Source organism: Streptomyces sp. WI03-4A, from assembly GCF_033792105.1.
GTDB classification, from domain to species: Bacteria; Actinomycetota; Actinomycetes; order Streptomycetales; family Streptomycetaceae; genus Streptomyces; species Streptomyces collinus_A.
The window spans coordinates 84,464-104,736 of the sequence record NZ_JARAUO010000014.1 but is presented as its reverse complement, the minus strand read 5'-3'; the positions used below and the strand labels follow the sequence as shown (position 1 = coordinate 104,736).

Here is a 20,273-nt window from a genome sequence, read left to right as displayed (position 1 = left end):
GGTCAGCCTTCCGTGTGCGGGTCGTCGGCGCGCTCGTCCAGCGCGGCGGCCGCCCGGGCGATGGTGTGGTGGCGCAGTGCCAGGTGCAGGTCCAGCGCGAGTCCGGCCCGCCGCGCGGCCACCAGCAGGGGCGGCACGAGCAGCGAGTCGCCGCCCAGGTCGCGGAAGTCGTCGTGGACGCCGACCTGTTCGAGGCCGAGCACCTCGGCCCACACGGCGGCGAGCCGGTGTTCGGTCGGGGTGCGCGGCGGGGCGTAGGGGTGGGCGGCGGCCGCGGTCGCCGCGCGCTCCGCGAGGGCGTCGCGGTCGCGCTTGCCATGGGTGGTGAGGGGCAGTGCGGCGACGACGGTGACGGTGGCCGGGACGAGGGCGGCGGGCAGCACCGCGCGCAGCCGGTCGCGGAGCGCGGCGACCTCCACCGGCTGCCCGTCCGCCGGGACCACCCAGGCGGCGAGGCGCCGGCCGCCGTCGGCCGCGGGGACCGCGCTGACCAGCGCGTCCCGTACGGCGGGGTCGGCGGTGAGCGCCGCCTCCGCCTCGCCGGGCTCGACGCGGTGGCCGCGGATCTTGACCTGCTGGTCGGCGCGTCCGGCGAACTCCAGGGTGCCGTCGGCGAGCCGGCGCGCCAGGTCGCCGGTGCGGTACAGGCGGGTGCCGGGCAGGCCGTAGGGGTCGGGGACGAAGGCGAGGGCGGTGAGGCCGGGGCGGCCGGTGTAGCCGCGGGCGAGTCCCTCGCCGCCGAGCCAGACCTCGCCGGTGACGCCGTCGGGCACGGGCCGCAGTCCGGCGTCGAGGACGCGGACCAGGACGCCGGGCAGCGCGGAGCCGAGCGGGACCAGCGTGCGCCCGGTCCTGGGCCGCACCCGGGTGAAGGTGGCGGCGACGGTGGCCTCGGTGGGCCCGTACTCGGCGGCCAGTTCCAGACCGCCGCCGGCCGCGGCGATCCGCGCGGCCACCCGCTCGGCCTGGGCGGTCGGGTAGGCGTCGCCCGCGCACACCGCGAGACCGGCCAGGCCGGCCAGTTCGCGGTCGCTCAACTGGTGCTCCAGCAGGGCGAGGTGGCCGGGGGTGAGGCCGACGAAGGCGTACGGTGCCCGGCTCAGCAGCAGCGGGCCGAAGTCGCCGGTCTCGTAGAGCTGCGGCAGCACGTGCACCGGCTGCCCGGTCATCAGCGGCGCGTACAGCGCCGGCATCCCGAGGTCGAAGCCGACCGGGGTGAACCAGGGTGCTCCGCCGCCGCCCGCGGCCGCGTACTCGCGCACGGCCCAGTCGAGGTAGTGGGCGAGCGCCCGGTGGGAGACCTCGACGCCCTTGGGCGTGCCGGTCGAGCCGGAGGTGTGCAGGACGTAGGCGAGCCGGTCCGGGTCGTGCCGCAGGCCGAGCGGCGAGCCGTCGCCTTCGTGGGCCGCCTCCTCGGCGAGCACCAGGGCGGCGGCGGTCAGCCGGTCCGCGTACGACGCCTGCGTGACGGCGAGTTCGATCCGCGCCGTGGCGATCCGCGCGTCGGGGGTGCACGGGTCGACCGGCACCTGGACGGCGCCCGCCTTCCACACCCCGAGCAGGGCGGCGACCAGGTCGGGACCGCGGTCGAGGAGGACCGCGACCCGGGTCTCGGCGCGGGCGCCGAGGGCGCGCAGCCGGCGGGCGACGCGGTTGGCGCGTGCGTCGAGGTCGCCGTACGTCACGGTGAAGCCGGTGCCGTTCAGGGCGGTCGCCCACGGGGTGCGGGCGGCCTGTGCCTCGAAGGCGGCGAGGGTGTCCGCCGGGGTGTCGGGGTGCGGCAGCGCGGGGGCCTTGAGCCGGGCGCGTTCGTGGGCGTCCGGGAAGGCGCCGGTGCAGTCGCCTTCGGCGCCCGCGCGGGCCATCTCGGTGAGCACGGCCGCGTAGAGCCGCAGCAGCCGGTCGGCGGCGGCGCGGGAGAGGGTGCCGGTGCGGGAGGCCAGCGACAGGTGGCCGCGCACGGGGGTGCCGACGACCACCGGGAACTCGTTGGGGCTGTCGTCCCGGCTGGCCATGATGTCGATCAGCTCGGTGTCGACCTGGTGGAAGTCCAGGTAGTGGAAGAGGATGTCGATCAGGTGCCGTTCGCCGCCGGGCACCCGCATCGCGGGCATCGGGAAGCGGCGGTGCGGCCACAGCTCGACCTCGTGCCCGAACACCTGCCGGGCCAGCTCGCCCCAGGTGCGGGCGCCCCGCTCGTAGGGGAACGGGACCGAATTGAGGTACATGCCGGAGACCGTCTCGGCGCCGGCCTGCTCGGGCCGGGCGTCGGCGACCATGCCGCCGCGGAAGGCGTGCGCCGGGGTGAGCAGCGACAGCACCTTGCTGTGCGCGGCGTGCAGCACGCTCTTGTACGGCACCTCGGCGGCCGTCGCCAGCGCCCGCAGGCCCGGCTCCAGTTCGTCGAGCGGGAGGTCGAGGCGGTAGCGCTCGTCGGGCCCGTCGGGGTCGCCGGCCCAGCCCGCGGGCACGGTGAACTTCTCGTGGCCCTCGACGACCCCGCGCCAGTACTCCCGGTCGGCCGGGTCGGCCAGGGAGCGCAGCTCGGCGGCGATGAAGTCGGCGTAGCGTACGGCGGGCCGGGGCGGGGCGGGCGCGGGCTCGCGGCCGCGGCTCAGCTCGTGGTAGGCGCGCAGGAGTTCCATCAGCTGGGAGTGGTAGCTCCAGCCCTCGATGACGGGGTGGCACTCGGTGATGGACAGCCACCAGCTCTCGTCGTCCAGCACGTGCACCGCCATCCGCATCAGCGGTCCGCGGGCGAGGTCGAACAGCTCGGCCCGGTCGCGGTCGGCGAACTCCCACAGGGCGCTCTGCCGGCGCTCGGCGGGCAGGTGCCGCAGGTCCTCGTGGACGACGGGCATGGTCGCGGCGGCGTGCACGAGCTGGAGCGGCTCGGAGTAGCCGGCCAGCGCGAAGGAGGTGCGCATGACCTCGTGCCGCTCGGTGATCAGGTCGGTGGCGCGGCGGAAGGCGTCCGGGTCGAAGGGCAGGTCGTCGCGGATCCGGAAGGAGGTGATGTTGTGGTAGCGGTTCTCGCCGCTGCCGCCGTGCATCTCGACGAGCATGCCGGCCTGGATGCGGGAGAGCGGGTAGGCGTCGGTGACGTCGCCGGGCAGCGCGGCCCGGTCGGCGGCGCCGATCAGCGCGAACGGCTCGACGGGCACGAAGGCGCCGGTGCCGGGGGCGCCGTCGCGGGGCACGGCGGCGCGCAGCCGGGCCACGGTGCGGTGCTCGAAGACGTCCCGCACGGTGGTCTCCCAGCCGGCCGCGCGGAGCGCGCCGACCAGGGCGACCGCGCGCAGCGAGTCGCCGCCCAGGTCGAAGAAGTTGTCGTGCACGCCGACCGTGTCGAGGCCGAGCACCTCGGCCCACACGGTGGCCATGGCCCGCTCGTCGTCGTCGCGGGCCTCGACGTGCTCGCCGACGGCGGTCGCGGCGCGTCCCGGGGCGGGCAGTGCGCGCCGGTCGAGCTTGCCGTTGCCGGTCAGCGGCAGCGCCTCCAGGTGCAGGTAGGCGGTGGGGACCATGTACGGCGGCAGGGTCTCGCCGAGCCGGTCGCGCAGCGCGGCCGGGGTGAGCGCCTCCTCGTCGGCGCCCTCGGCGGGCACCAGGTAGGCGACGAGCTGCTGGTCGCCCGGGGTGTCCTCGCGGACCAGGGCGACGGCCTCGGCGACGGCGGGGTGCGCGGCGAGGGCGGTCTCGATCTCGCCGGGCTCGATGCGGTAGCCGCGCAGTTTGACCTGGTGGTCGACGCGGGCCAGGAAGTCGAGGTTGCCGTCGGGCAGGACGCGGGCCACGTCGCCGGTGCGGTAGAGGCGGGCGCCGGGCGGGCCGTAGGGGTCGGGCAGGAAGCGCTCGGCGGTGAGGCCGGGACGGCCCGCGTAGCCGCGGGCGAGGCCGACGCCGCCGACCCACACCTCGCCGGGCACGCCGACGGGGAGCGGGCGCAGCCGCTCGTCGAGGACGTACATGGTGGTGTGCGGGATGGCGCGCCCGATGGAGACGAGCTCGGTGGCCACGGGCCCGTCGAGGAAGTACGCGGAGTTGCCTACGGTGATCTCGGTGGGCCCGTACTCGGCGGCGAGCCGGGTGCCGTCCGGTCCGGCCGCGGCGGCCCAGCGCTCGGCGAGCCGGGCGGTGAAGGAGTCGCCGGCGGCGATGACCAGTCCGGCCAGCCCCGCGATCCGCTGGTCGCTCAATTGCTGTGTGAGCAGGTGCAGATGCCCCGGGGTGAGCTTGATGAAGGCGTACGGGCCGCCCGCGGCGAGCAGTGCGCCGAGGTCGGCGGTGTCGAGGTCCTGCGGCAGCAGGTGCACGGCCTGCCCGGTCATCAGGGGCGCGTAGAGGTCGGGGACGCCCAGGTCGAAGGCGACCGACGAGAACAGCGGCGCTCCCCCGGTGCCTGCGCTCGCGTAGGCCCGCACGGTCCAGCCCAGGTAGTTGGCGAGGCCGCGGTGGGTGATCTGCACGCCCTTCGGCCGGCCGGTGGAGCCGGAGGTGTAGATGACGTAGGCGAGCTGGTCGAGGTCGTGGGCGCGCGGCAGCGGGGCGTCGGCGGTCCCGATCGCCGCCCGTTCGGCGGCGTCGTCGACGACGATCCGGCGTACCCCCTGGAAGCGGTCGGCGTGCCGGGACTCGGTGACCACCAGCGTGGTGGCCGTCTGGTCGAGCATGTAGGCGATGCGGTGGTCCGGGTAGGCCGGGTCGATCGGCACGTAGGCCGCTCCGGCGCGCCAGACGCCGAGGAGCACGGCGACCAGGTCGGGGCCGCGGTCGAGCAGGACGCCGACGGTGGTCTCGGGCCCGGCGCCGAGCTGGGCCAGGCGGCGGGCGAACCGGTCGGCGAGGGCGTCGAGTTCGGCGTAGCTGACGGTGGTGTCATCGTGCCGCAGGGCCACGGCGTCCGGGGTGGCGGCGATCTGCGCGGCGATGGTGTCGGGTACCGGGCGCAGGGCGGCGAGGTCCAGGGGCCGGTCGGTGCCGACGGGCTCGGCCGGGCCGTCCAGCAGCAGGGCGCGCTCGGCGGCGGACAGCAGGTCCAGGTCGGCGACCGGGGTGTCCGGGGCGGCGGCGACGGCGGCGAGCAGTGCGGTGTAGTGGGCGGTGACGCGCTCGGCGGTGGCACCGTCGAAGAGGGCGGTGGCGTACTCCAGGCTGCCGTGCAGGGAGCCGTCGGCGCGCTCGGTGAGGTGCAGGGTGAGATCGAAGCGGGCGATGCGGCCGGCGGCGGGCACCGGCGCGGCGGTGACGCCGGGCAGGGCGGGGCCGTCGGTGCCCTCGCCGGCGACCAGGTCGAACATCACCTGGAAGACGGGCGTGGTGGACAGGTCGCGCTGGGGCTCCAGTTCGTCGGCGATCCGGTCGAACGGGGTGTCCTGGTGGTCGAAGGCGTCCAGGACGGCGCCCCGGCTGTCGGCGAGGAAGTCCCGGAACGGTGTCCCGGGCCGCCAGCTCGCCCGCATGGCGAGCGTGTTGTAGGCGTAGCCGGCCATGCGGCGCAGCTCGGGCCGGGTACGGCCGCTGGAGGCGGTGCCGACGCACACGTCGGTCTTCCCGGTGTACCGGCCCAGGAGCAGCTGCCAGGCGCCGAGCAGCGCCATGAACGGGGTTGCGCCGGTCTCCTGCGCCAGGGCGCGGATCCGCCCGGCGACGTCCGCGGGCACGTCGAAGTCGGCGACGGCGCCGCCCCAGTCGCGGACGGCGGGCCGCGGCCGGTCGGTGGGCAGCCCCAGCGGACCGGTCCCGGCCAGCCGCTCCCGCCACCACGTGAGGCCCGCGCGCCCGGCGGGCGCCTCGTGCCGTGCGGTGGCCCAGGCCGCGTAGTCGGCGTACTGGACGGGGAGTTCGGGCAGCAGTCCGTCGGGGTCGCGGCCCTGGGTGGCGGCCGTGTAGTAGGCGGACAGGTCCTCCAGGAGCAGCGGCCGGGTCATCGCGTCGCAGGCGATGTGGTGGACCACCGCGACCAGCACGTGGTCGTCCGGGGCGAGCCGGAACAGCCGTACGCGCAGCGGGTGTTCCGTGGCGAGGTCGATGGGGCGGCCGGCCTCCGCCTCGGTGCGGGCGACGGCCTCGGCGTCCCGGTCGGCGGGCGCGTGGTCCCGGGCGTCCACGACGGCGAAGTCCGCGGGCCCGGCCGGGTCGACGACCTGGCGGGGTTCGGTGCCGTCGAGGACGTAGCGGGTGCGCAGGATCTCGTGGCGGGCGGCGAGGGCGTCGACGGCCCGGCGCAGGGCGTCCGGGTCGACGGTGCCGCGCAGCCGGTACGCCATGGGCAGCAGGTACTCGGGGCTGTCCGGGTCGAGCTGGTGCAGGAACCACAGCTGGCGCTGGCCGGACGACAGGACGAGCGGCCGGGTGCGGTCGGCGGGCGGGATCGCGGCCGGCTGCGGCCGGGTGGCGCCCTTGCGGGCGGCGAGCCGGCGGCGCAGCAGTTCCGCCCGCAGCTCGTCCTTGGTGGGCGCGGTGGGTGCGGTCACGGCTGGTACTCCCGGTGGGCGTGGGCCAGTTCGGCCTCGGTGAGCGATTCGATCTCGGCACGTACGGCGTCCTCGACGGCGGTGGCGAGGCCCTGCACGGTGGGCCGCTCGAACACGGCCCGCAGCGGCAGCTCCACGTCGAACTCCTCCTGGATCCGGGCGATCACCCGGGCCGCCTTCACGGAGTTGCCGCCGATCCGGAAGAAGCCCTGGCGGGCGCCGACCCGGCGGGTGGCGCCGGGGCCGTACAGCTCCTCGGCCCAGATCTCGGCGAGCGCCTCCTCCACCGGGCCCTCGGGCGCGGTGTAGGGCTCGTCGGCGAGGGCGGCGGCCAGGTCCGGCACGGGCAGCGCGGCGGTGTCGACCTTGTTGTGGCGGGTGAGCGGCAGGTGTTCCAGGCGGACCAGCAGCGCGGGCAGCATGTAGTCGGGCAGCCGCACGGTGCAGTGGTCGAGCAGCTCGCTCTCGGCGGGGCCGGCGGTGCCCTCGGCGGGGGTGAAGTAGCCGACCAGCGCGGCCTCGGAGCCGCCGGTGTGGACGGTGACGAAGGCCTGGCCGACCGCGGGGTGCTCGGTGAGCACCGCCTGCACCTCGCCGGTCTCCACCCGGCGGCCGCGGATCTTGACCTGGCCGTCGGCGCGGCCGGCGAACTCCAGGGTGCCGTCGGGCCGCATCCGGGCCCGGTCGCCGGTGCGGTAGAGCCGGGCGCCCGGACCGCCGTACGGGTCGGGCACGAACGCGGCGGCGGTCTGGCCGGGCCTGCCGTGGTAGCCGACGGCGAGCCCGGTGCCGCCCACGCACAGCTCGCCGGTGACGCCGTACGGCACGGGCCGCAGCCGCTCGTCGAGGACGCGTGCGGTGACGTGCGGATAGGGGTGGCCGACCGGCACCGCGGCGGCCGTGTCGTCGGCGTCCCAGCGGGTCGCGGCGATGGTGGTCTCGGTGAGCCCGTACTCGTTGATGAACCGCATCAGACGGCGGGACAGGTCGCGGGCGAGCACGGGCGGGCAGGGCTCGCCGCCGGTCTGGCCCACCACCGGGCGGTGGCCGAGGCCCGCGTCGATCAGCATCTGCCAGTGCGGCGGGGCCACCTGGAGGTGGCTGACCTCGTGCAGGTCCATGAGCCGCAGCTGCGCCGCGTGGTCCCGCTGCTCGGCCTCCCGGGCCAGCACGACCCGGCCGCCCGCCACCAGCGGCATGAACAGCTCGGTGGCGGAGATGTCGAAGGTGACCTGGGCGAGCGCCAGCCAGGCGTCGTCCGGCCCCTGCCCGAAGTCCAGGTGGGCCTGGGAGGCGCGCAGCATGGCGAGCAGCGAGCGGTGGGCGACGGCGACGCCCTTGGGGCGGCCGGTGGAGCCCGAGGTGTACATCACGTAGGCGAGGCGGTCGGGGTCGTCGTGCGCCGCCGGCACGGACGCGGACCCGGCCGGGTCCTCGGCGAAGCCGGTGGTCAGCACGGCGCCGGAGAACCGGCCGGCGAGGCGTTCCACGCCCGCGTCGTCGGTGACCAGGGCCAGCGCCCCGGAGTCGGCCAGCACATGGGTGCTGCGCTCGACGGGCGCGGCCGGGTCCAGCGGCACATAGGCGGCGCCCGCCCGCCACACGCCCAGGAACGCGGCGAGCAGATCGGGGCCACGGCCGAGCTGGACGGCGACGACCGCTCCGGGCCCGGCGCCGAGGCCGCGCAGCCGGGCGGCGAACTGCCCGGCGCGGCGCTCCAGTCGGGCGTAGCTCCAGTTCTCGTCACCGCAGACCAGCGCGGTGTCGTCGGGTGCCCGGCGGGCGGCGGCCGTGATCGCGGCGTGCACGGTGGTGTCGTCGGGGGTGCCGGCGCCCGTGCCGGTGCCGGGTTCCGGCCTGCCCAGACCGCTCGCCAGGAGCTCGGCGCGCAGCGCCGGGGGCAGGATGTCGGCCTCCTCCAGGCGCCGGGCCGGGTCGTCGGTGACCGAGTCCAGCAGCCGGACCCAGCAGGCGGTCAGGCGCTCGACGGTGGCCGCGTCGAACAGCGAGGTGGCGTACTCGGCGAGGCCGAGCAGGGAGCCGTCGCCCTGGCGCTGGAGCACCAGGGTGAGGTCGGTGCGTGCGGTGCGCCAGGCGTCGCGGAAGGCGTCCGCGTCGGCGGCGCCGACCGCGGTGCCGGTGCGGCCCTCCTCGTGCACGTCGAACATCACCTGGTACAGCGGGGTGCGGGCCGGGTCGCGGGTGTCGTCCAGCTCCTCCACGAGCCGGTCGAAGGGCAGTTCCTGGTGGGCGAACGCCTCGCGGGCGGTGTCCCGGACCCGGACCAGCGCGTCCCGGAACGGCGTGCCGGGGCCCGCGTCGCAGCGCAGCACCAGCGTGTTGAGGAAGTAGCCCGCCACGTCGGCGACCTCGGCCCCCGAGCGGCCGGCGACGGGCACCCCGACCGGGATGTCCCAGCTTCCGGTGAACCGGGCGACCAGCGCGGCGAAGGCGGTGAGCAGCGTCTGCTGGAGGGTGGCCCCGCAGCTGCGGCCCAGGGCGGCGGCCCGCTCGGCGAGCGGGGCGGGCACGGTGAACACGTGGGCGGCACCGGCCGCGTCCCGGGTGGCGGGGCGGGGCCGGTCGGCGGGCAGCTCGACCGGCACCAGGCCGTCCAGCTTCCGCTTCCAGTAGTCCAGTTCGGTCGCCACGTACGCGTCGGTGAGGCGGCGGCGCCGGTGCGCGGCGTGGTCGGCGTACTGCACGGGCAGCTCGGGCAGCCGGGCGTCGGTGCCGGTGTGGACCGCCTCGGCGAGTGCTTTGAGGTCGCGTTCGAGGACCACGGAGGTCCAGCCGTCGCAGGCGATGTGGTGGATGCTCAGGACGACGGTGAGGGTGCCGCGCCCGCGGACCGCGAGGGCCCGGCGCACCGGCCCGTACGCCAGGTCGAAGGGGAGCGCGAACTCCTCGGCGACCAGGGCGTTCAGTTCCGCGGCGGTGTCGGCGCGCGCGGTGCGCAGCTCCCACTCGGCGGGCAGGTCGGCGATCTGCACCGGCTCGGCGCCTCGCAGGGCGTAGCGGGTGCGCAGGATCTCGTGGCGTTCGGCGAGCGCGGTCAGGGCGCCGCGCAGGGTGGCGTCGGTGTAGACGGCGGGCAGCGTGAGGAAGACCGGCGCGTTCCACTCGGCGCTGCCCGGGCGCAGCCGGTCCAGCAGCCACATGCCCTGCTGGCCCGGGGACAGGGGCAGCCCGCGCGGGTCGCGCGGCACCGGGCCCACGGGCTCGTCGGCGGGCGGTGCGGTGTCCGCGCCGCGTGCGGTGAGCAGCTCGGCCTGCTGCTCCACGGTGGTGGCGGTGAGCAGGGCCGTCGCCGCGATGGTGCGCCCCGCGGCCTGGGACAGTCCGGCGGCGAGCTTGTTGAGCATCAGCGAGGAGCCGCCGAGCTGGAAGAAGTCGTGCAGGGCGCCGATCTCGTCGGCCGGGGTGCCGGTCAGCCGGGCCCACTCCTCGGCCACCGCGCGCTCGGCGGGGGTGCGCACGGGTACGTGCGCGCTGTCGGCGCCGGCGTCGGCGGGGTCGGGCAGCGCGGACCGGTCGATCTTGCCGTTGGGGGTCAGCGGGAACTCGGTGACCGGGACGTAGGCGGTCGGCACCAGCGGGTCGGGCAGCGCGCCGCGCAGGAAGGCGCGCAGCTCCTGCGGGCGCAGCGCCTCGCCGCGGGACTGCACCCAGGCGACAAGTCGGTACCCGCCGCTGCCGTCCGGTACGGCGGCGGCGACGGCGGCCCGCACCCAGGGGTGGGCGGCGAGCGCGGCCTCGACCTCGCCGGGCTCGATGCGCACGCCGTTGACCTTGACCTGGTGGTCGAGGCGGCCGAGGTACTCCAGGGTGCCGTCGGCCCGCCAGCGCACCCGGTCGCCGGTGCGGTAGAGGCGTTCGCCGGGGCGGTGCGGGTCGGGCACGAAGCGCTCGGCGCTCTGGCCGGGGCGGCCCAGGTAGCCGAGGGCGAGCCCGACGCCGCCGGCGTGCAGTTCGCCGGGGACGCCGACCGGGGCGGGGCGGCCCGCCGTGTCCAGCACGACCACCCGCATGTTGCCGATGGGGCGGCCGATCGGCACCGCGCCGGTGTCCTGGGCGGGGTCCCAGCGGTGCTCGGTGATGTCGACGGACGCCTCGGTGGGCCCGTAGGTGTTCCAGATCTCGGCGCCGGGGGCGCGCTCGGCGAGCGCCCGGCACAGGTCGGCGTGCAGCGGCTCGCCCGCGCTGAACAGCAGGCGCAGACCCCCGGCCCGCTCCCAGCCCGGCTCCTCGACGAGCCGCCGGTACAGCGAGGGCACGCCCTGCAGAATCGTCACGCCCCGGTCGGCCGCGGTGCGCAGCAGGGCCGCCGGGTCGCGCTCGGCGCCCTCGGGGGCCAGCACGACCGCGCCACCCGAGATCAGCGGGGCGAACAGTTCGAGTCCGGCCGCGTCGAAGCCGACCGTGGTCTTGAGCAGCATGCGGTCGCCGGCGTCCAGCCGGTGGCGGTGGGCCAGCCAGCGCACCCGGTTGGCGATGCCGCCGTGCGGCACCAGGACGCCCTTGGGGCGGCCGGTGGATCCCGAGGTGTGCAGGACGTAGGCGGGGCGGTCGCCGTCGGCGGCGAACTCGACCTCCTCGTACGGCCCTTCACGGTCCACGGACTCCACGGTGATGCGGTGCCGGGCGCTGCCGGGCAGCCGGTCCTCGGTGGCCCGCTCGGTGAGCACCACGGGGTGCGCGGTGTCCTCCAGCACGGCTTCGAGGCGGGCCGCCGGGTGCTGCGGGTCCAGCGGCACGTACGCGCCGCCCGCCTGCCACACCCCGAGGAACGCGGCGACCAGCTCGGGCCCGCGCCGCAGGCACACCCCGACGAAGTCGCCGGGCCGCACCCCGGCCGCGCGCAGCCGGGCGGCGATGCGCCCGGCCAGCTCGGCCAGTTCGGCGTAACGGACGGCGCTGCCGTCGGCGCGCAGCAGGGCGGGCGCGTCGGGGGTGCGCCCGGCCTGGGCCGTGAACAGCGCGGGGAGCAGCAGACGGCCGGGGACGCGTCCCGACTTCGCAGGCTCGTTCACGATCTCTCCTCCATCGGGATCTTCCGGATCGGCGGTCGGTTGGGGGCCGGGCACCCGGGGTGGCATCGGGGGCGGGGTGCGGGGGCTGTGCGGTGTGGGGCGGGATGGTGCGGGGTGGTGCGGTGCGGGGGTGGGGGCGCGCGGAGCACGCGGGAGGGGCGGACGGGGCCCGGCGGGGCCGGCGGCCGGATCAGGCCGCCGTGGGGCCGGTCTGCGCCATCCGCAGGCGCAGGCTCAGCGGGCGCATGTCGGTCCACACGGTGTCGATCCGCGCCAGGCAGTCCTCGCGGGAGCCCTCGGTGCCCTCGGCGTGCCAGCCGGCCGGCAGCGGACGGTCGGCCCACCAGGTCGAGTACTGCTCCTCGTCGTTGAGCACCACGCGGTACACGGCCTCGTCGGTCGTCTGTTCGGCCATGGGACGTCCCTTCTGTGCGGTCAGGTGTGGCCCATGGTTGAACTCGGCGCTATCAGTGACGTATCGGGCCTCTATACGCCCGCGCGCACGCCCCCTTGCGCGGCTCGGACCCGGGCGCGGCGAGGGCACGGCGAACGGCACGGAAAGGGCCCGGGGGGGGGAACGCGGTCGGGCGGGAACGCGGTCAGGCCGCGGTGTCCCCGGACACCGCCACCTCCTCGTACAGGCTCCGTTCGACGTCGTGCGCGAGGATCCAGGACACGTCGGCCGCCTGCTCCCGCACGCCCTTGCCTGGGGCCTTCCCGTCCCGTGAACCGAGCTGCACCCGTGTGGTGTGCGGCCGGCGCACCGCCTCGTACCGGTCCAGCGCGGCGGCGATCCCGTCGCCGCCCGGCCCGGCCTCGGCGAGGCAGACGGCGAGCGCGACGCCGTCCTCGACGGCCTGGTTGGCGCCCTGGCCGTGGTGCGGCAGCATCGGGTGGGCCGCGTCGCCCAGCAGCGTGGTGCGGGCGGTGCTCCAGCGCCGCAGCGGGGCCCGGTCGTACAGCGCCCAGCGCCGTACCTCGCGGGCCGCCCCGACGAGCGCGCGCACCTGCGGCGCCCAGCCGCCGAGCGCGGCGTCCAGGTCGGCGCGGCCGGCCGTGCTGGTCCAGGACTCGGCGATCCCCTCGGGCGCCGGCGCGACCACGACGTAGGTGAACTGCCGTCCGCCGCTGACCGGGTACACCAGCACCCGGGCCGCCGGTCCGGCGAACATGTACATCACCGTCGGGTCCAGCTCGGGCACGTCGGCGGCGTCCACGAGGCCGCGCAGCGCGCTGTTGCCCGAGTAGACCGGCCGCTCGTCCCCGGTGAGCGAGCGCCGCACCACCGAGTGCACGCCGTCCGCGCCCACCAGCGCCGAGGCCCGGGTCGCGGTGCCGTCGGCGAAGCGCAGGGTGACGCCCTTGCGGCTCTCCTCGTACGCCACCAGTTCGCGCCCGGTGTGCACCCGGGCGGCGGGCAGCAGGGCGGCCAGCATCCGGTGCAGGTCACCGCGGTGCACGGTGAGGTAGGGCGCGCCGAACGCCCGCTCCCAGGCCGCGCCCATCTCCTGCCGCGTCACCAGCGAGCCGTCGTGGAAGGCCCGCACCTCCAGCGCCTCGGGCCGCACCGCGACCCGCTCCAGCTCATCGGCCAGGCCGAGCCGGTGCAGCAGCCGGGTGCCGTTGGGCCCCAGGTGCATGCCGACGCCCTGTTCGCGCAGGCTGTCGCCGCGCTCGTAGACGTGTACGTCGATGCCCCGCCGGTGCAGGGCCGCGGCGGCGGCCAGGCCGCCGATGCCGGCGCCGGTCACCGCGATCGTGTTGGTCGTCATCATCGGTGGTCCCAGGCGTTCTCGAAGGATTCGAAGGCGTCGTACGACTCGTCGAAGGCGAAGTCGCCGTAGGTGCCGGAGTCGCCGAGCGCGAGGAGGGCGTCCAGGTCGGCGGCGCCGGCCAGTTCCACGTCCGCGACGCGGGTGTCCGGGTCCCGCACGGCGGCCGCGAGCAGCCGCTCGTAGCCGTCCGCGAACCGCTCCACGCTCGCGCGGTCCAGCACGTCGGTGTCGTAGGAGAAGACGGCGGTGACACCGTCCGGGGTCTGCTCGATGCGCAGCAGCAGGTCGAGCTGTCCCTCCTGCTGGGGCACGTCGATCAGGGCGATGTCGAGCCCGGCGTAGGGGACGGACGGGCCGACGGCCTCGCCCGGCGGCACGTTGGGCACGGGCGGCTGCATCCGGTCCATCTGGACCAGGAACAGCGCGGCCCGGAACAGGACGGTGTCCGGGAAGGCGAGCCCGCAGGGGTGGCGCACCCCGAGCATGCCCCGCATGACCCGCTCGCCGGCCTGCGCGGCCGCCGACCGGAACGTGGTGTCGGGGCCGAACTCGGCGCGCACCGGCATGGTGTTGAGGAAGCAGCCGATCAGGTCCCGCTGCCCGCGCCCGGAGCGCGCGGAGGCGGGCACGCCGAGCAGGAAGTCGTCCTGGCCGCTCCAGCGGTGGGTGAGGGCCTGGAACACGGACAGCAGGTAGGCGAACGGGGTCACGCCCGCGGTGTGCGCGGCCGGGCCGAGCCCGTCGGCCGACTCCGCCGCGAGACGTCGCACCACGGTGGCGCCGCGCAGCGACCGCACCCGCGGCCTGGGCCGGTCCAGCGGCAGTTCGGCGGGGGCCGAGCCGCTCATCGCGGCCCGCCACTCCTCGGCGGCCCGCAGGCCCTCGTCGGAGGCGGTGTAGCGCAGTTCCTCGGCCGCGTACTCGCTGTACGAGGAGGTCAGCGGGCGCCAGCCGGGCGCGGTGCCGGCGGCGTGCCCGGCGTAGGCGTCCAGGACGTCGCGGACCAGCAGCCAGCGCGAGGTGAAGTCGCTGACGATGTGGTGGGCGGAGGTGACCAGCGCCCAGTCGTCGTCGGCGCGCCGCAGCAGGACGACCCGGAAGGTGCCCGCCTCCAGGCGGAACGGCCGCGCCCCGGCCTCCTCGGCGGCCTGGAACAGCCGGCTCTCGTCGGTGCCGTCGAGGTCCCGGAACTCCAGGCGCACCAGCGGCTGTTCGGAGACCACCCGGACCGGGCGGCCGTCCTGCTCGGTGAAGACGGAGCGCAGCAGCTCCTGGCGCTCGCCGACCGAGGCGACGGCCGCGTCCATGGCGGCGGGGTCGATCCGGCCGCGCAGCCTGAGCGGCATGACGATGTTGTAGGCGGCGCTGTCCGGCGCGATGCGGTACGCCGTCCACATCGACTCCTGGATCGCGGTGAGCGGCAGCGCTCGTACGGCGGTGCTCATCCGCAGCCTCCCGCGTGGCTCAGGTCGGAGGCGCGGCCGGCGACGACGGACAGGTCGGCTGCGTCGGGGCCGGGGCCCTCGCCCGAGCCGTCGGCCGGCTCGTCGAAGGAGGCGACGAAGTCGGCCACCCGGTCCAGGCCCCAGTAGGGCTCCGAGCCGTTGATGAAGTACGGCACCCCGAACACGCCGTCGCGCACGACGTCCAGCAGGGCCCGGGCGCCCTGGGCGCGCAGGTCGGGGTCGTCGGTGTCGGCGGCCTCGAAGCCGAGTTCGGCGGCGAGTTCCGCGACGGTGGCCGGGTCGCACAGGTCGCGGCCCTCCAGCCAGCGGGCGCGGCCGGCCCGTTCCACCCAGGCCTGGCCGAGCCCGTGCCGCTCGGCGACGAACCAGGTCAGGTGCGCCGGCTCCCACCAGGGCGTGGCGTCCACGGGCCAGGTCAGGTCGAGGCCGCGGGCGGTGGCCAGCCGGCGCACGTCGCGCAGGATGTAGAACTGCTTGGCCCGGGACATGGGCGTGTACGGGAACTCGGCCCCGGCCTCGGCGAGCAGCTTGCCGCTGGTCTCGTCGGGCTCCCAGAAGGGCCGCCACTCGAGCCGGTCGAGCAGTTCGGGGCGGTGGGCGCGCAGCGCGCGCAGGGCGAAGAAGTTGTAGGGGCTGCGCAGGTTGAAGTAGAACCGCGGCGGCCGGGCGGCGCGTGGCATGGCTGATTCCTTCCGTGGTGCCCGGGTCAGACGACCAGTCCGCCGTCGATGGCGAAGACCTGTCCGGTGATGTAGGAGGCACGCGGGCCCGCGAGGAAGGACACCAGTTCGGCGACCTCCTGCGGCTCGCCGAAGCGGGCCAGCGGGATGCGCCGGGTCATCTCCCTGACGTGCTTCTCGGAGAGCCCGCCGGTCATGTCGGTGCCGATGAAGCCGGGGGCGACCACGTTGGCGCGGATGCCGGCCCGGCCCGCCTCCTTGGCGAAGGCCTTGGTCAGGCCGATGATCCCGGCCTTGGACGCGGAGTAGTTGGTCTGGGTGGCGTGGCCCTCGGCCGCGACCGAGGAGAGGGTGATCACGGTGCCGCGGCGCTGCTTCATCATGGGGAAGGCGAGCGCCTTGACGAAGTTGTACGTGCCGTCGAGGTTGGTGCGCAGCACGGCGTCCCAGTCCTCGTCGGCCATCATCGCCAGGTGGCCGTCGCGGACGATCCCGGCCGCGGTGACCAGCACCTCCACCGGGCCGAGCGTGTCCTCGGTCTCCCGTACGAAGCCCGCCACGGCGGCGCGGTCGGTGACGTCGACCCGCCGGGCGAGGGTCCGCGCGCCGTGCGCGGCGGCCGCCTTGGCGGCGATCTCGCCGGCCTGCTCGTTGGACTGGAAACACAGCGCCACGTCGTGACCGTCCCGGGCCAGCGTCTCCACGACGGCCCGCCCGATCCCGCGCGATCCACCGGTGACGAGTGCCACCGGCCTCGGTGTGTCGGACATGGACTTGCCTCTCTCCTAGGGACGTTGGACGTTCGGACCGCCGGCCGCCCGGAGCGCGACCGGTGGGAAACGGGCTGGGTGAGGGGTACGGGGTGCGGGGTACGGACCGGGTACGTCGGTCAGGCCGGCCGCAGCAGCAGCGCGCCCGCCGTGCCGTCCCGGTCGACGGCGGTGACCAGGGTCAGCCGGTCCACCAGGCGCGGGTCGGCCTCGGCCTCGGCGAGGACGGCGGCGAGCTGGAAGGCGGCGGAGGCCGCCCCGGCGTCGCCGACCAGGGAGCGCACCGGAAGCCGGTTGCCGGTGAGTCCGTCCAGGGCGGACTCCTCCTGCTTGCCGAGCAGTCCGGGCGGGGTACCGGGCGCGATCAGCTCCACGTCGTCCGGCGCGGCGCCGGCGGCGGCCAGCACGTCGGCGACGCAGCGCTCCAGCGTGGTACCGGCCAGCGCGGTGTCCTGGAAGGCGCGGAAGCGGGAGCCGAGGACGGTGGCGAGCACCGGGCGGCCGGACTCGCGGGCGTCGGCCGCACCCTCCAGCAGGAACAGCGCGGCACCCTCGCCGAGCGGCTGCGGCGCCGCCCCGCCGTGGTCGGCCACCCGCTCCAGGCGGGCGCGCTGCACGGAGAACTCCTCGGCGGCGCCGGCCAGCAGCGCCCTGCCGTGCCCGCCGCGCAGCAGCCGGGAGGCGTACTGCAGGGAGAGCAGCGCGGTCGCCGCGCCGCCGGAGACGGTGACGTTGGGGCCCTTGAGGGTGTGCCGGATGGCACTCTGCCCGGTGGGGCAGTTCATGACGGTGTTGGGGAAGCGCGCCGGGTCCACGAGGTAGGGCTTGTCGCCGGTGAGCGCGTCCCGGGTGAAGTCCATGATCGACTGCACGCTGCCGGAGGTGCCGAGCACCAGCCCGGTCGACTCCGCGTCGGCGGCCAGGCCGGCCCCGTACTCCTGAAGGAGCATCCCGACCGTGGCGGCCGCGATGCCGGTGACCCGGTCCATGGAACGGGTGCCCTTGCGGCCGAGCACCGCCTTGATGTCGAAGCCGGGGATCAGCCCGGCCTCCTCGTACGGCACCGGCCAGTCGGCGCCGTCCAGCGGGGCGATCGCGCGCCGCCCGGACGCGAGGCCCCCGGCGAAGGCGGTCCTGCCCAGTCCGTACGGCGAGGACACGGCCCAGCCCGATATCACCAGCTCCGCCGGCGGCGCGCCCGTTTCGGCTGCCATGGCGTCCCACTCCCCTCTGTGACTCGTGTGTTGTCTTCGTCGCGGGCCGCGGTGTCGTCAGGCCGCGGTGTCCCACCGGCCGAGCACCAGTACCGCGTTGTTCCCGCCGAAGGCGAGGCCGTTGTTCTGCACGACCTTCAGCTCGGCCTCGACCGCCTCGTTGGGCACGCAGTCGACGGCGCACTCGGGGTCGGTGGTGCGGTGGTTGACGGTCGGCGGGATGAAGCCGTCGCGCAGGGCGAGCGCGCAGGCCGCCGAGGCGAGGGCGCTGGCGGCGCCCATGGTGTGCCCGATCATCGACTTGATCGACACGGTGCGCGGCAGCTCCTCGCCGAACACCTGCCGGATCGCGCCGACCTCGGTGACGTCGTTGGCCCTGGTGCCGGTGCCGTGCGCCGAGATGAAGTCGACGTCGGCCGCCTCGATCCCGGCGTTGCGGTGGGCCGCGGTGATGCAGCGGGCGATCGAGTCGCGGTCCGGGGCGACCGGGTGGCTCGCGTCGCAGGACAGCCCGTAGCCGAGCACCTCGGCGTAGATGCGGGCGCCGCGGGCCAGGGCCGACTCCAGCGACTCCATGAGCAGGATGCCGGCGCCCTCGCCGGTCAGGATGCCCTGCCGGTCGGCGTCGAAGGGGCGGCACACGTCGGGTGCGATGGTGCCGAGCCGGTAGAAGCCGGTGAAGGTCTTGCGGCACAGCGCGTCCGCGCCGCCGCACAGCGCCATCTCGACGTCGCCGGAGCTGATGGCGTCGTAGCCGTAGCCGACCGCGTAGTTGCCGGCCGCGCACGCGGTGGGGACGGTGACCGTCTCGACGTCCTCCAGGGCGAGTTCGCGCACGATCCCCGCGGACAGCCGGCCCGGCCAGACCCGGCGGGCCACCACGGCGTCGAGCACGTCGTCGCCGCCGGAGACCTGGAGTGCGGTGAGGTGGTCCAGGTCGCGGGACTCCCCGTCGGTGGTGCCGACGGAGACCAGCGACCGGACCGCGCGCACCTGCTCCTCGGTGAGGCCGGCGTCGGCCACCGCCATCCGGCTCGCGGCCACCGCGAACTGGGCGGCCCGGCCGAGGTCGTCCGGGGACTGCTCGGTGATCCAGGCCTCGGGGTCGAAGTCGGTGATCTCGCAGGCGTTGGAGTAGGCGAAGCCGGTGGTGTCGAAGGCGGTGATCGGCTTCGCCCCGCTGCGCCCGGCCCTGAGGCCCGCGGCGAACGCGTCCACTCCGGTGCCGATGCTGGTCACCACCCCGAGGCCGGTGACGACCACCCGGTGCCGGGCGCCGGTCACTGGGCCTTGGCCTCGGCGACCACGGCGTAGACGCCGGCGAGGTTGACCATGCGGCTCAGCTCGGACTGCTTCAGGGTGATGCCGAAGGTGCGCTCCAGGGAGGCGAGGATCTCGATGGTGCGCAGCGAGTCGGCGTCGTGCTCCTCCTTGAACAGGCTGGTGTTGGAGACCTCGTCGAGCTCCAGCTCCAGGATGTCGCAGACGATGTCCTTGATCTGGGTGCGCGCCGCGTCGTCCAGGGCGGGGATCTGCGTGGTCATGGGGTGCCTCCGTGAAAAGGGTCGGGTGGGGTTCCGTGGTCGATGCCGACCATGCTGGGCGGACTTGCTATCGATGGCCTATATCCGCCAACTCGACGCTGTGCGCGACCTGTTGAGGGAATACGGCGTCTCCGGTCTCCGCCCAGAGGTGGGCGACGGCACCGAAGTGCCGGCGGACCCAGGCGTCGTCGTAGATGGTGTCGAGGTAGCGGTCGCCGCCGTCGGGCAGGATCAGCACGACGGTGGCGCCCGGCTCGACCCGCGGCAGGACGCGGTCCAGCGCGGACACGACCGCTCCGGAGGAGCCGCCCGCGAGGATCGCCTCGCGCCGCACCAGCCGCCGGCAGCCCACCACGCAGTCCAGGTCGGTGACGTGGACGACGTGCGCGGCGTCCGCGGGACGCAGCAGTTTGGGCCGTACCGAGGCGCCGTGCCCGGGCACCAGCCGCTTGCAGCTCGCGGTCGGGCCGAACAGCACGCTGCCGACGGCGTCGACGGCGTGCACGGTGGTGCTCAGGCCGGCCTGCCGGATGTACTCGGCGCAGCCCCCGAGGGTGCCGCCGGTGCCGGCGGCCAGCACCAGGTGGTCCACCCGGCCGTCGAGCTCCTCGGCGATCTCCCGCATGGTGGTCAGATGGGCCTGCCGGTTGAGCGGGTTGGCGTACTGGTCGGGCCAGTACGAGTCGGGTGTCGTGGCCAGCAGCTCGGCCACCCGGCGCAGCCGCGCGGGCAGCAGTTCGCCGGTGACCGGGTCCGGTTCGCGGACCACCTCGACCTCGGCGCCGTAGGCGCGCAGGATCGCGATGTTCTGCTGGGTGGTGCGGGCGTCGACCACGCAGACGAGGCGCAGTCCGAAGTACCCGCAGATCTGGGCGAGCCCGATGGCGAGGTTGCCGGAGCTGGACTCGATCACCGTGGAGCGGCCGGGCACGAGCTCCCCGGAACGGATCCGGCCCAGCACCATGCCGAGCGCGGAGCGGTCCTTGACACTGCCGCCGGGGTTGAACCGTTCGGCCTTGGCCAGCAGCCTGCCGGGGAATCCCGGGACGAGGCGTTCCAGCTCGATCAGCGGGGTTCTCCCCACCGTGGAAAGGATTCCCTTGAGTCCGGCCGGCGGAGTTCCGGGGAGTCCGCCCGGCCCCTGGACAACGGCATTCCCGTCTTCGTACGGCATCTGATGCAGCCATCCTCTGCTGGGAGTTGCGGGGCGGTTTTCCATGCGCACCGACAATCGCCGGGCCGCCTATACCTCACCCATACAAGGCTGCTCAAGCCGAGATTCCAGCCATCTATAGAAACGGCATAGCCGGCCCTC

General features: G+C 75.5%; 11 protein-coding genes. All 11 read right to left on the bottom strand.

The features are described 5' to 3' along the window. Positions 1–2: 2 nt before the first annotated feature. Positions 3–6,476: a non-ribosomal peptide synthetase gene (locus PV343_RS17075; protein WP_319147773.1), complete on the bottom strand. Its 6,474-nt coding sequence runs from the start codon at positions 6,474–6,476 to the stop codon at positions 3–5. Next, the gene (locus tag PV343_RS17070) at positions 6,473–11,509 is read right to left on the bottom strand and encodes a non-ribosomal peptide synthetase (RefSeq protein WP_319147772.1); all 5,037 of its coding nucleotides are present in this window, start codon (positions 11,507–11,509) and stop codon (positions 6,473–6,475) included. The genes PV343_RS17075 and PV343_RS17070 overlap by 4 nt, the downstream gene beginning before the upstream one ends. A 190-nt stretch (positions 11,510–11,699) precedes the next feature. Next, positions 11,700–11,924 (bottom strand): MbtH family protein, encoded by a 225-nt coding sequence (locus tag PV343_RS17065; protein ID WP_319147771.1) that lies wholly within the window; start codon positions 11,922–11,924, stop codon positions 11,700–11,702. Between the two features lie 184 nt (positions 11,925–12,108). After that, positions 12,109–13,284: an FAD-dependent monooxygenase gene (locus tag PV343_RS17060; RefSeq protein WP_319147770.1), complete on the bottom strand. Its 1,176-nt coding sequence runs from the start codon at positions 13,282–13,284 to the stop codon at positions 12,109–12,111. Further along, positions 13,281–14,729, bottom strand: coding sequence for a condensation domain-containing protein (locus tag PV343_RS17055; protein ID WP_319147769.1), 1,449 nt, complete (start codon positions 14,727–14,729; stop codon positions 13,281–13,283). Before PV343_RS17055 ends, PV343_RS17060 begins: the two co-directional genes overlap by 4 nt. Then, entirely contained in the window at positions 14,726–15,430 is a 705-nt protein-coding gene (locus tag PV343_RS17050; RefSeq protein WP_319147768.1) for a 2-hydroxychromene-2-carboxylate isomerase, read from the bottom strand. The genes PV343_RS17055 and PV343_RS17050 overlap by 4 nt, the downstream gene beginning before the upstream one ends. Positions 15,431–15,456: 26 nt before the next feature. Further along, positions 15,457–16,200: a 3-oxoacyl-ACP reductase FabG gene (gene fabG / locus PV343_RS17045; RefSeq protein ID WP_319147767.1), complete on the bottom strand. Its 744-nt coding sequence runs from the start codon at positions 16,198–16,200 to the stop codon at positions 15,457–15,459. A 119-nt stretch (positions 16,201–16,319) separates the two neighbouring features. Then, complete coding sequence (locus tag PV343_RS17040) at positions 16,320–17,414, bottom strand: beta-ketoacyl synthase N-terminal-like domain-containing protein (protein WP_319147766.1); 1,095 nt, start codon at positions 17,412–17,414, stop codon at positions 16,320–16,322. A 57-nt stretch (positions 17,415–17,471) separates the two neighbouring features. Next, entirely contained in the window at positions 17,472–18,698 is a 1,227-nt protein-coding gene (locus PV343_RS17035; RefSeq protein WP_319147765.1) for a beta-ketoacyl-[acyl-carrier-protein] synthase family protein, read from the bottom strand. Next, a complete protein-coding gene (locus PV343_RS17030; protein ID WP_319147764.1) occupies positions 18,695–18,958 on the bottom strand; it encodes an acyl carrier protein in 264 nt (87 codons plus the stop codon). The genes PV343_RS17035 and PV343_RS17030 overlap by 4 nt, the downstream gene beginning before the upstream one ends. Before the next feature lie 67 nt (positions 18,959–19,025). Continuing rightward, positions 19,026–20,042, bottom strand: a complete 1,017-nt coding sequence (gene sbnA, locus PV343_RS17025; RefSeq protein ID WP_319147763.1) for a 2,3-diaminopropionate biosynthesis protein SbnA — start codon at positions 20,040–20,042, stop codon at positions 19,026–19,028. Between the last annotated feature and the right edge of the window lie 231 nt (positions 20,043–20,273).

Bases quoted from the DNA above. Each gene is read 5' to 3' on its own strand.
- PV343_RS17065 (WP_319147771.1), bottom strand. From the start codon at position 11,924: ATGGCCGAACAGACGACCGACGAGGCCGTGTACCGCGTGGTGCTCAAC.
- PV343_RS17060 (WP_319147770.1), bottom strand. From the start codon at position 13,284: ATGATGACGACCAACACGATCGCGGTGACCGGCGCCGGCATCGGCGGC.
- PV343_RS17055 (WP_319147769.1), bottom strand. From the start codon at position 14,729: ATGAGCACCGCCGTACGAGCGCTGCCGCTCACCGCGATCCAGGAGTCG.
- PV343_RS17050 (WP_319147768.1), bottom strand. From the start codon at position 15,430: ATGCCACGCGCCGCCCGGCCGCCGCGGTTCTACTTCAACCTGCGCAGC.
- fabG (WP_319147767.1), bottom strand. From the start codon at position 16,200: ATGTCCGACACACCGAGGCCGGTGGCACTCGTCACCGGTGGATCGCGC.
- PV343_RS17040 (WP_319147766.1), bottom strand. From the start codon at position 17,414: ATGGCAGCCGAAACGGGCGCGCCGCCGGCGGAGCTGGTGATATCGGGC.
- PV343_RS17030 (WP_319147764.1), bottom strand. From the start codon at position 18,958: ATGACCACGCAGATCCCCGCCCTGGACGACGCGGCGCGCACCCAGATC.